Consider the following 12,165-nt stretch of genomic DNA (forward strand, 5'->3'; position numbering starts at 1 on the left):
AGGCTAAATTAATTTCAATCGCCTGCTTCCCAATCCACTTTCCTGCGGATGATGTCATGGGCCAGAAAAATGGCCGTGCGCATGGAACCCTCATTTGCAGCATTTTTGCCGGCAATATTATAGGCCGTTCCATGGTCTGGACTGGTTCTGATGATTGGGAGTCCGGCAGTGAAATTCACCCCGTTGTCAAAGGAAACCGTTTTAAAAGGAATCAGGCCCTGATCATGATACATGGCCAGAACCCCATCAAACTTTTTCTGGTGCATCATGCCGAAAAATCCGTCTGATGGATAGGGGCCAAAGACGAGTTCTCCCCTTTCTTTAAACTCTTTGACTACAGGAAGGATGATATCCTGTTCTTCGGTACCTAAAAGTCCGTCTTCTCCTGCGTGTGGATTTAGTCCCAGTACCGCAATTTTTGGCTTTGCAATACCAAAATCCTGCGTGAGGGATTTGAGCATGATTTTTAGCTTTGCTTTAATGGTCTCTGTGGTAATGGCTGCAACTACTGATTTTAGGGGAAGGTGACCGGTTACTAGTCCAACGCGCATGTCTTCTGAAACCATAAACATCATGTTTTTTTTGGATTCAAATGCATCTGCCAGATATTCTGTATGCCCTATGAAAGGGGTTTCAGCACTGTTGATGTTGTTTTTATTCAGCGGAGCTGTGACAAGGGCATCAAGGTGGTTACTTTTAAGGTCGACTATGGCCTGGTCCAAGGCAGCTAATGCCATATTGCCTGCTTCTTTGGTTTCTACACCCGGCATGACTTCGGGAGATTCCTGTACCACATTGATCACATTGGTTTTTTTGTGATGGATTTCTTCAATGCTTTTAATCTGCATGAAATTAAAATCATTCATCTCCATTATTTTCCTGTAATAGGTAATCGCTTTACCGTGCCCATAGATTACGGGTGTAATCATCTTTTGGAGCCTGCTGTCCTGTAAAGCTTTCATGGTCACCTCAGCACCAATGCCGTTGATGTCTCCTATGCTGATGCCAATTACGGGTTTGTTTTTTTTTATATTCATGCCTTTTAAAAACCTGTGTATCTAACGCCAAAATTTAAATCCAGGCAATTTAACCATTAAAATTATAATCCTGGCCAATTTCCCTTCCTATCTCCCCGGGAAGCTGAGCCAATACATTCCATCTTAAGATACAAGGACCTTTACCGGGTGTAATTTTCAGGAAAAACAGCAATCTAAGGAAAAAAATTCCAGATTTTTTAAAGCGTTGTCAATAGGAAACTTCCACCCTGAAGCGTGAATTTACAGCTTTTAGCTGGTCAAAGGCGGCTTTGGAAACCTTGATCAACAGCCTGTTGTTGTCTCCTGTCTCCGGAAGTACACCCACCACCCTGGCAAAAACAGTTACGTCATTTTCTTCATTTCTGATCCTCATGATGGTACCTACAGGTGCTGTACGGTGAAGGACCAAGTACTTTTTGTGGTTACCTGTCCCTTCTATTACCTCTGCCTGTCCGCTTTCCTTGACATTCCGGAATGCCGTTGAGGTACTTACATTGCTAGTGCTGGAAGTGGAGGAAGAACCTCCGGCAGCAGGGCTGCTTCTTTTTGCTTCAGGAGGGGAATTCTCTGTTGCAGGTTTTGTTGTTTCGCTTTTGGCAGGGGGCAACTGACTTACAGGGATCCTGTCGTTGGCTTCCCTTCCCACTTTAAGTGTTTGTCCTATGGAAAGATTATTGGAAGAAAGGTCATTCCATTGGATAAGGTCCGGGACCCTCGCGTCATACTGCCTGGCAATGGCAAATAGTGTCTCTCCCTGGGCGACCTTATGTGAAATCCAGTTGCCATCTGAAGAAACAGTACTGTTGCCGGAGCTGCTTGTATTCCGGGAATCGTTTACAGAGGATTTTTTCTCCCTGGTGGTAGCTACTGATTTATTTTCGGTTTTTGATTTTTCAGGCGATGTGTCCACCTTTTCTTTGGTCACCGCTACTGTCTGATCACCCAATTCTGCAGTTTCTTCAATTTTATCTTCTGTTATTGGATCTTCTTTTTTTTCCAGCCCTTTGATAATCAGAGACTGACCTACACTGATGTCATTGCCTTTCAGGTCATTCCATGCCATCAATTCTGTTACTTCCACCTGATAGGTTTTGGAGATGGAAAATAGCGTTTCACCGGGTATTACCTGGTGGACTTTGGCTCCTTCCGGAATCGTCTCTTTTTCTACAAAGGGAATACGGATGCGTTGACCTGATTTTAATCCGGCTTTCAGGTTATCGTTGCTTTGTACAATATCCCCCACGGGTGTGCCATATCGCCTTGATATGCCAAATAGTGTTTCCTGTGGTTCTACCTGGTGGATGATATAGGATTTTTCCCCTTCACGCTCTATTCCTACAGAGTCAATTGATACCAATCGGCTGCCCTCAGAAGGCAACGCCATACCAATCAACCCTAAAATCAAAATCCAGTACTTCATGTTATTACAGTTTTCTGACGATAAATACCCAAACTTGATGCAAATTTGATATTTATTTTATCAATTGCAACTACATTTTATACCAATCAGGGCTTTCATGGTTTTTATTGGTATATTCAAACGGAAATAAAAAATCTAGTAAAAAATGAGATTGGTATTTGGATTAATGCTTTATGCAATCATAGGGTTTCAGGGTGGCACAGCGGGTTTTGCGCAAGAGGAAGAACCAAAGGATTCATTGAAAACGATTTATGTTTTTGAAATGAAGAGTGATATAGATCCGAGAATGAACCGAAAAGTCAAACTGGCCCTGGAAGATGCAGGCAAGAGAAATGCAGCGATGATCATCGTGCACATGGATACTTATGGAGGAGCAGTCAATGATGCCGATGACATCCGCACATTGTTTCTGGAATCGCCAGTACCTATTCATTCCTTTATCGATAAAGATGCGGCTTCTGCAGGTGCCTTGATCTCCATTGCCTGCGATAGCATTTACATGGCCAGAGGCGGAAGTATAGGTGCCGCTACCGTAGTGATGGGCGGAACAGGAGAAGCAGCTCCTGACAAATACCAATCCTACATGCGCTCCATGATGCGGAGCACGGCCGAAGCCAGGGGAAGAAACCCGAGGATTGCCGAAGCCATGGTGGATGAAAACATTGAAGTGGAGGGAGTATCTAAAGAGGGTGAAGTGGTCACTTTTTCTGTCTCTGAGGCCATTCAGAATGGCTTTTGTGAAGCCGAAGTTTCCTCTATCAATGAAATAGTAGCACGAAACGGCATTGACAATTATGAGATTTATTACTATTCCCCATCCGTAGTTGAAGATATCATTGCTTTTTTCCTGAATCCTGCTGTGAGTGGGTTTTTGATTTTGATTATTTTTGCAGGAATTTATTTCGAAATCCAGACGCCAGGGATTGGTTTTCCATTGGCCGCAAGTGCCATAGCCGTCTTGTTATATTTTATTCCCTATTACCTGACAGGCTTGGCAAGCAATCTGGAATTGGTCATTTTTGTAGCGGGCATTATCCTGCTGGCTGTAGAAATTTTCGTTGTTCCAGGCTTTGGAGTATTTGGTATTTTGGGTATAATCTGTGTCCTGGCCGGACTGACCATGGGTATGCTGCCCAATGACCAGTTTGATTTTACTTTTGTAAGTTCAGGAAAGCTGTTTGCCGCTTTGCTTACGGTAATTCTGTCGGCCATCATAGCCACGGTATTGATCTTTACCCTGACACCGAAAATCAATCAATGGGAAAGTTTCAGCAAGCTTTCTCTGGCCTCTACCCAGCAAAGGTCTGAGGGATATACTTCTTCCTTTTATAGCGATGAATTACTGGGAAAACAGGGTATGTCCCATACCCGCCTGATGCCAAGTGGCAAGGTGATGATCGATGATGAAATGTATGACGCCTATTCCAGGGGTGAATTTATCGATAAGGGTGAACCCATTCAGGTGATCAGTACCGAAGGGACTTCTCTTAAGGTGAAAAAAATTACGGTTTGAATAAAAAAGGCAATTACATCAAAACCAATGGGATTCAGAGAAGGCAGTTGATTTTTAATTTGTTTCAGTATAAAAAATGCCTTTTTATATGAATAATTTGATCAGAAGGATTTATTCCACCTATGGAAGTATTGTGTTCGTCCTTACTTTTTTGGTTTTGTTTCCTGTTTTTTTTCTCACGATAGAGCTGCCAGGAAAAAAAGCACAGGGAAGGAAGCTGAACAGGATTTGGTCCAGGGTGTTTTTTGGTTTACTGCTTTTTAAGGTGAAAATAGAAAATCTCCACCATTTCAGGAAGGGCATGCAATATGTGATTGTTTCCAACCACTTCTCTTATCTGGATATCCCGGTACTTGGGTTGATTCCCTTTGATTTGGTTTTTATAGGAAAAAGTTCGCTGGCCAAAGTTCCTATTTTTGGCTATATGTTTAAAAACCTTCACATTTCTGTTGACCGGAACAGCTTAAAGAGCCGGGGAGTATCTATTTTGAAAGCAAAAGAGGCATTGGATCAAAAAAGTAGTGTGGTGTTTTTTCCGGAAGGAGGTATATCCAGCCTACAACCCCCGGCAATGGCCAGGTTCAAGGATGGGGCGTTTAAAGTCGCTCTAGACAAACAAATTCCGATAATTCCTATCACTTTATCTTACAATCACTTAATTTTGCCAGATGATGGCCATTTTTTATTGCGCTACAAACCTGTAAAAGTGGTCATACATCCCCCGGTTGCGGTTGCAGGACTTGGTTATAAGGATGTAGGAATGCTTAAAGAAAAATGTTTCCAAACCATACAGGAACAATTATGGAAAGATAATGGCTCATTAGAATTAAAAAAGGAAAGATGAAACTAGATACCAACTCCCTCAAAAAAATTGCGCATTTGGCAAGACTTGAATTTGATGAAAAGGGGGCAAAGAAAATGACCAAGGACATGACTCAGATTTTAGACTGGGTCGAAAAACTAAATGAATTGGACACCTCAGAAGTGGAACCTTTGATTACGATGTCTTCTGAAGAAAATATCATGCGGGAAGATGTGGTAGGCGAGCACCTGGATCATGAAAAAGGGTTGAAAAATGCTCCCCAAAGAGACTCTGATTATTTCCGCGTTCCAAAGGTAATGGAATAATGTTCCAACAAATTTGGAGAAAGACCATCCTGATCATTGTATTGATTGTACTTCTTCTTTCCGGCTTGGGGATTTTGATGCTGGAGCTTGGAGGAAAGACAGGACCAGCCCTCGCCATAGTTTCTGGGTTGGAAGCCCTCACCATTCCATTAGATGAATTTTTTACGGGTACTGATTACATCGGGCTGAACACGCAGAATTTCCTGCTATTTGACCGCTTTGTGGCCGGAGAAATGCAACATTACCCGGGACTTACCCAGTGGCTCGGGATGATAGCCTGGCTGATGTTGCTGGTTTATGTCTGCTTGATTACCCTGTTAAGGCGCTATGCTTTCCTGTTGGCTGCCGGACTGTTGGTTTTTATGCTGACCATAAGCGGTGTAAACAGCCTGAATATTGGCGGCGTAGGGACAAATTATGGGCTGCTAATTTGCCTGGTGTTTTTATTGGTTCCTGCAGCTTTGATCCATCTTTTTTTCGAAAACCTTTCTTTGGGTCTGCGTACCCTTCTTGTTTTCGGATCCGGGATAGCAGGCCTGGTGGTTTTGATTTATTTCGCAAATGCCCCTTACCCAACCTTGTTGTTTTCAGAAAACATCTCCCTGATGGCCATGGCCATGGCAGCAGGATTTTTAGTTTATATTGGCCAGTCCATGGTATCAGGCTTATATATTTTATTGGCCAGGTTAAACCGGGGTGTCGGGATCAAAATTGCCTGGCATTTTGCCATTTTAGGAACAGGCTATCTGATGCTGCTGGGATTGATGCTTTTAGACATCACCGGCAGCCTGGATGGATGGCCCCTTCCCCCATTTGAACTATTGCTACCAATCGTGGGGCTGGTAGGCTTTCTGGATGTCCATTATAAAATCAGAAGCCTTCCCCAACCTTTTGCATTTCCATGGGTAGGGAAATTATTTTATCTTACCGGTTTCGCTGTATGTATGTTGGTGATTTTTAAGGGTAAAGTTTCCATGAATACCCCCATGCTGGATTTTCTGCATCATATTTTCGTTTACAGCCAACTTGGATTTGGCTTGCTATTTTTCTTGTACATTTGGGTGAATTTTTCAAGTATCCTGAACAGCGGAACGGCCATAGAAAGAATTGTTTACAAGCCTCCTTTTTTCCCTTATTTCCACATGCGTTTGGGAGGGGTTTTAAGTTTACTGATATTTTTGGTGTATGCCGATGGGATTGTTGCGGTTCAGTTTAGCACCTCTTCCACCCAACTTTCAGCAGATTATTACCTGGCAAGCAGGCGTCCGGTTGAAGCCATCGTTTTATATGAAAATGCCTTTGAAAGGTACCGGAAGAATGACAAAGCCCTCTACGCAACTGCCCACCTGTATCTGGACCAGAATCAACCCACATTGGCACTGAACACCCTGGTCAAAAGTTTTGAAGGCAACCCACAGGTTCCGGACATCCTTATGCTGAGTGCCCTTTTGGAAAAACGTGAGCGTGTGAATGAAGCCATTTATTATTTGGAGGAAGGTTTAAAATATTTCCCTTCAAACCCCTACCTGTCGAATAACCTGGCCCTGATATATCATCAAATGAACCGGCCTGATGAAGCTTTACGGGTATTGGAGAAAATGGAGGGAAAGTCACTTACAAAGGAACTCAACCTATTGGGAGTGAAAATCCTGCATGGAAAGACGATGGAAGACAACGATTTTGATGTATCAACTCTGAAAGAAAGGATAAATTTACTGGCTTATATCAATGCCACTGGAGAGGAGCCCCCATTTGGGCTGCCTGCAGACAGCATAAGCCATGGTCATGATCCGGTAAACCGGGCCATGTTGCGCAATCAGTTAACTTCCCTTCAGGAGGGGGATAATGCAGCCCCATACTTTCAAATCCTGGATACCCTACTAAACAGGCCCAACCTCCCCCTCAATGAGGAAGAAAATATCAGGGAATCCGGATTGGTTCTTGAATTTAGAAGCGGAAGGGTAAACGAATTGCTTCGGAAATTGAATGGCATGGCTTTTCGCTTCAATAAGAATGCCGGGTATTACCATGCTTTTGCAGGTTGGATTTTTTCCAGAGAGGGGGATTTTAAAAAAGCAGCTATAGAATGGAAGCAGGCTGCATTAAAGGGGTTTACCCAATTTACTCCTGCCCATCTGCCGTACCTTTTTTTTGGGGGGATGGAAGAAGAAGCTTTATTTGTTTCCGGAACCCAGGGAGTTGACTTCCCGAATTGGATGAGATTTGATAGCGATAGGCAATTGGTTAGTAATGATACCGTAAAATTTTATCAAATCCTGAGCAAGCTGCCTGAAATGTTGGGCAAGGAACTTTTGCCAGCCATGGAAACATTGGAAGGAGCATCCAACCGGGCTTTTCTGGCCAGGGAGCTGCTGTTAAAAAAGGGACATTGGTTTTCGGATAAGGAGCTGGATGCCTTGTATGCATTGACACAAAGTCAGGGAATATTTCGGCAAGAATCCTCATTTCTTTCAGTCTATGTGGACCGTATAAAGGGCTTGAGTGACGCTATGGGCAAGTCAGGGCGTTCTTCAGTAGCTGAAAACGCCTACTTTACTCCCATGGTTTTGGCAGAGATAGAAAAGGAAACTGATAATGAAGAGCGGTACCGCTTGTTACAGGAAGCCAGCCAATTCAACAGGGATCCCTTGTTATGGATCGAATTGGTAAAATATTGCCGAATAATTGGACTAGACCAATATGCCAGCAGCAACCTTGCCTTGATGGCTGAATGGATAGGACCAGAAGATCTCACGGAATTGCAACTGGAATACTTCTGAACCCATTGATATAATTTAACGTTATGGATTCCGGTTTTTATCCATAATCACCTATCTTCACACCTTAAATTGTTTTGTTATGCCAGAAATCATCAAAACCAAGGAAATCCGGAAAATTTATCGCATGGGATCCGAAGAAGTCCATGCCCTTGAATCCGTAAGTATAGAAGTGGATAGGGGAGAATATGTGGCCTTTATGGGGCCTTCAGGATCGGGTAAATCGACTTTAATGAACATCATTGGCTGTTTGGATACCCCCACCTCTGGACAGTACATTCTGAATAGTAAGGATGTAAGTGATATGAGTGAAAATGAGTTGGCCGAAATCAGAAATAAGGAAATCGGATTTGTTTTTCAAACCTTTAATCTGCTTCCCAGAGCTACTTGCCTGGATAATGTAGCCTTGCCACTGATTTATGCAGGATTCAACAAAACAGATAGAGATGAAAAAGCGTTTCTTGCTTTAAAGAGTGTTGGGTTGGATGACCGGATTCATCACAAGCCCAATGAGCTTTCTGGTGGTCAAAGGCAAAGGGTAGCCATTGCCAGGGCATTGGTCAATGATCCGAGTATTATTCTGGCAGATGAGCCTACGGGTAACCTGGATTCAAAGACATCCTATGACATCATGGATTTATTTCATGAATTGCACCAAAAGGGAAATACCATCATTATGGTGACCCACGAAGATGACATTGCTCACTATGCACATCGTGTGATTCGATTGAGGGATGGATTGGTAGAGTCGGATGAAGTGAATCCGAATCCTACGATAATTGATAAATCAGTGGTCTAAAGGGTCCATTGCCTGAAAGAAAATTATGAAAATCTATACTAAAACGGGAGATAGAGGGGAAACTTCCCTTTTAGGAGGCACAAGGGTAAACAAATCGCACCTGCGGATTGATGCCTATGGTACCATAGACGAATTGAATGCTCACCTTGGCTTACTGCGCGACCAGGAAGTCAATGAAAAACGGCGTGACAACCTTTATTTTATTCAGGACAGGCTGTTCGTTATCGGCGCACATCTAGCCAGTGATCCGGAGAAAGATCAGGTAAAGAAACCTGACTTTACAAAAGAGGATATAACTTTTCTCGAAAAGAATATAGATACCATGGAAGCGGGATTGCCGGCTCTGAGGAATTTTATTATTCCGGGAGGGCACCCGGTAGTTTCCATGGCCCATATTACCAGAACGGTTTGCAGGAGAGCGGAAAGGTGCATTGTATTGTTGATGGAGACCTCCCCTGTGGAGTCATTGGTTCTTGAATTTATCAACAGACTTTCCGATTACCTTTTTGTATTGGGCCGGCAGCTGGCAGTAGAATTAAATGTAAATGAAATCACCTGGCGTCCAGGGAATTGATCAGTTATGAATAAGACTTTAACGATTAATATCAATAAAACAAAACATTCCAAATTGGCAGCTACCAATTTTGATGATCTGGCCTTTGGCCACATAATCAGTGATCACATGTTTGTAGCGGAGTACAGGGACGGAGAGTGGCAGGACCTGAGGATAGAGCCCTATGGTCCGTTACAAATTAATCCGGCCAATGCTACCCTACATTATGGGCAGTCCGTTTTTGAAGGGCTGAAGGCCTACCGAAATGATGCTGGAGAAATCCTGGTTTTCAGAGGGGATGCCAACCAACAAAGGCTCAATGAATCTGCCCGAAGAATGTGTATCCCGGAAGTACCGGAAGAGGTTTTTATGGAGGGCATGCGGAAACTTCTGGAAGTGGACAAGGATTGGATTCCCAAACAAGCCGGGTGCTCACTGTACATACGTCCTTTTGTCTTTGCCGCAGATGATTACCTGGGAATCAGACCTTCCAACAATTACAAATTCATGATCCTTGCTTCCCCTGTCGGGAAATATTATTCCAAGCCGGTGGCGGTGAAGGTAGAAACCCAGTATGCCAGGGCTGTAGAGGGTGGGACAGGTGCAGCAAAAGCAGCAGGCAATTATGCAGGCTCCCTTTTCCCTGCTAGAAAAGCCCAAAGTGAAGGCTATGACCAATTGCTTTGGACAGATGGTAAAACCCACCAGTACATTGAAGAAAGTGGTACCATGAACGTGATGTTTGTGATTGACGGAACGCTCATTACTGCACCGACCAACACCGGAACCATATTAAAAGGCATTACCAGGGACAGCGTTTTGATCCTGGCTAAAGAGATGAAAATGCCTGTAGAAGAACGATTTTTAGCTGTCAGCGAATTGGAAGAAGCACTCATCTCAGGAAGGTTAGAGGAAGCTTTTGGTACAGGTACTGCTGCCACTGTTGCATTTATCCGGCTGATCAACATCCACGGAAAGGATTATGTTTTACCTGAGAAAGCTGAAGGAGCCTTTTCCGACAGGGTATTAAAGCGTCTTGATGATATCAAATACGGGAAAGTAGTGGATGATCATGGTTGGATAATGAAAATTTAGTCCGGCTGTTTTCTTTATCGGATTCATTTTCAGTTATGCCACAGAAAAAAAATACCTTTACCGTTTTATTTCTACTGTTTTGCTCCCTTAATGCAGACTTGCTGGCACAGAATTACCTGATTTTGCAGCGAGGAAAAAATGAAAAAAGCCGGCTGACTTACGAGGTTGGTGAATCCATGGTGTACTTGCAAAAAGGGTTGGACTATTACATTCAGGATGTCATTCGGGAAATTAACCAGGATGTCATCGTCCTGGAAGAAAATATATTGAGTCTTGATCAGATCGAGGTCATTGACATTCGTAACAAAGACCCCAGAAACCAGACCTTGTCCAACATGAGCCTGCTGCCCGTTGCCGCTGGTGGATTGTTGCTTTTGGCAGGGGGGATCAACAGTTTATATGCCGATCAAAATATCAGCTACGATTCAGGCATATTGGTCACTGCAGGTGCCTTGATTGGTGGAGGTTTGCTGCTAAGGCCCCTGAGATACAATAAATTCAAAAACAGAGGCAAAAATAAACTGCAGGTCATTGCCCTGGATGAATTGGAAGCGGAGGAGGAAAAGTAGGCCAGCTGGCTATAATTATAGCTAATTTGAGGTAAATTGCCGAAATTTGAATTTAATTTTAAAACAAGAGAAAGCAACTATGACAACAGATCAGTTGAAAGACTTGAAGGCCCGTATTTTGGCCTTGAGGAGGTATCTTTGACTACGACCGGAAGAAAACGGAAATAGAAGAATTTGAAGCCATTTCGGCCCAGCCGGATTTCTGGAATGACCCGGAAGAGGCTGAGAAAATGATGAAACAAATACAGGCAAGAAAAGCCTGGACCAGCCAGTTTGAGGATGTAAATACCGCTGTTCAGGACCTGGATGTTTTGTATGAATTTTACAATGCCGGAGAAGTTTCTGAAGAGGAAATAAAAACCGAGTACCAAAAGAATTTACAAAAGGTAGAGGATCTTGAGCTCAAGAAAATGCTTAGCGGTGAGGAGGACCAATTGAATGCCATGTTGGAGATCAATCCGGGTGCTGGTGGAACCGAAAGCAATGACTGGGCATCCATTTTGCTCCGCATGTACATCATGTGGGGTGAGAAAAACGGGTATAAGGTAAAAGAGGTTGATTTGCAGGAAGGGGAAGTTGCCGGAATCAAATCAGCCACTTTGGAATTTGAAGGCCCCCTTGCCTATGGCTACCTTAAATCTGAGTCCGGTGTGCACCGATTGGTGAGGATTTCTCCTTTTGACAGTGGAGGGAGGCGGCATACATCCTTTGCTTCCGTATATGTATACCCGGTGGTAGATGATACGATTAATATCGAAATCAACCCCTCTGATGTTGAATTCCATACTTCCAGGTCAGGAGGAGCAGGAGGACAGAATGTAAACAAGGTAGAAACCAAGGTTCAGCTTACCCATAAGCCTACCGGGATTGTGGTGGTCTGTCAGGCCGAACGATCACAGCTTGCAAACCGGGAAAAAGCGACACAGATGCTCAAATCAAGGCTTTACCAAATTGAAATGGACAAGCGGAATACAGAAAGAGCAAAAGTGGAGTCGGGAAAAATGAAAATTGATTTTGGTTCTCAAATCAGAAATTATGTCCTGCATCCCTATAAATTGGTGAAGGATGCCCGTACTGCCCATGAAACTTCGGATGTGCAGGCTGTTCTGGACGGTGGATTGAATGATTTTATCAAGGCCTATTTGCTCGCACAAAGTGAAGAGGAAGTAAAGGACAAAGACTAGCAGAGGTCCAAGGGACCTGTTAATTTCTGGTTCTTTGGATCTCACCTTGATTGACCCAGGTAAGCCAATAGATGTCTTCCCCAACAGCCT

At 43.5% G+C, this 12,165-nt stretch carries 11 protein-coding genes; 9 read left to right on the top strand and 2 right to left on the bottom strand.

Annotated elements, in window-relative coordinates; translation table 11 throughout:
- Positions 1-14: 14 nt before the first annotated feature.
- Positions 15-1,037, bottom strand: coding sequence for a 4-hydroxythreonine-4-phosphate dehydrogenase PdxA (gene pdxA, locus GL182_RS02355; RefSeq protein ID WP_163377946.1), 1,023 nt, complete (start codon positions 1,035-1,037; stop codon positions 15-17).
- Positions 1,038-1,245: 208 nt separating this feature from the next.
- Complete coding sequence (locus GL182_RS02360; RefSeq protein ID WP_163377947.1) at positions 1,246-2,457, bottom strand: LysM peptidoglycan-binding domain-containing protein; 1,212 nt, start codon at positions 2,455-2,457, stop codon at positions 1,246-1,248.
- A 145-nt stretch (positions 2,458-2,602) separates the two neighbouring features.
- Between GL182_RS02360 and GL182_RS02365 the strand changes: the two genes are divergently transcribed.
- From GL182_RS02365 to prfB, 9 genes are all read left to right on the top strand, one after another.
- Positions 2,603-3,970 (top strand): nodulation protein NfeD, encoded by a 1,368-nt coding sequence (locus GL182_RS02365; RefSeq protein WP_205603565.1) that lies wholly within the window; start codon positions 2,603-2,605, stop codon positions 3,968-3,970.
- An 88-nt stretch (positions 3,971-4,058) separates the two neighbouring features.
- Positions 4,059-4,814, top strand: a complete 756-nt coding sequence (locus GL182_RS02370) for a lysophospholipid acyltransferase family protein (protein ID WP_163377948.1) — start codon at positions 4,059-4,061, stop codon at positions 4,812-4,814.
- Entirely contained in the window at positions 4,811-5,098 is a 288-nt protein-coding gene (gene gatC, locus GL182_RS02375) for an Asp-tRNA(Asn)/Glu-tRNA(Gln) amidotransferase subunit GatC (protein ID WP_163377949.1), read from the top strand. The genes GL182_RS02370 and gatC overlap by 4 nt, the downstream gene beginning before the upstream one ends.
- Positions 5,098-7,878 (top strand): tetratricopeptide repeat protein, encoded by a 2,781-nt coding sequence (locus GL182_RS02380; protein ID WP_163377950.1) that lies wholly within the window; start codon positions 5,098-5,100, stop codon positions 7,876-7,878. The genes gatC and GL182_RS02380 overlap by 1 nt, the downstream gene beginning before the upstream one ends.
- Positions 7,879-7,957: 79 nt before the next feature.
- Positions 7,958-8,674 (top strand): ABC transporter ATP-binding protein, encoded by a 717-nt coding sequence (locus tag GL182_RS02385; protein ID WP_317167774.1) that lies wholly within the window; start codon positions 7,958-7,960, stop codon positions 8,672-8,674.
- Positions 8,675-8,699: 25 nt separating this feature from the next.
- Positions 8,700-9,248: a cob(I)yrinic acid a,c-diamide adenosyltransferase gene (locus GL182_RS02390; protein ID WP_163377951.1), complete on the top strand. Its 549-nt coding sequence runs from the start codon at positions 8,700-8,702 to the stop codon at positions 9,246-9,248.
- A 6-nt stretch (positions 9,249-9,254) separates the two neighbouring features.
- Complete coding sequence (locus GL182_RS02395; RefSeq protein WP_163377952.1) at positions 9,255-10,322, top strand: branched-chain amino acid aminotransferase; 1,068 nt, start codon at positions 9,255-9,257, stop codon at positions 10,320-10,322.
- Positions 10,323-10,357: 35 nt separating this feature from the next.
- A complete protein-coding gene (locus GL182_RS02400; protein WP_163377953.1) occupies positions 10,358-10,891 on the top strand; it encodes a hypothetical protein in 534 nt (177 codons plus the stop codon).
- Positions 10,892-10,970: 79 nt separating this feature from the next.
- Positions 10,971-12,075, top strand: a protein-coding gene (gene prfB, locus GL182_RS02405; protein ID WP_163377954.1) for a peptide chain release factor 2 whose coding sequence is annotated in 2 segments (ribosomal slippage) — positions 10,971-11,030 and positions 11,032-12,075 — 1,104 coding nt in all. Because the reading frame shifts where the segments join, the coding sequence is not laid out codon by codon here.
- Positions 12,076-12,165: the final 90 nt, after the last annotated feature.

The sequence above is a fragment of the Cyclobacterium sp. SYSU L10401 genome, assembly GCF_010993705.1.
GTDB lineage: Bacteria > Bacteroidota > Bacteroidia > Cytophagales > Cyclobacteriaceae > Cyclobacterium.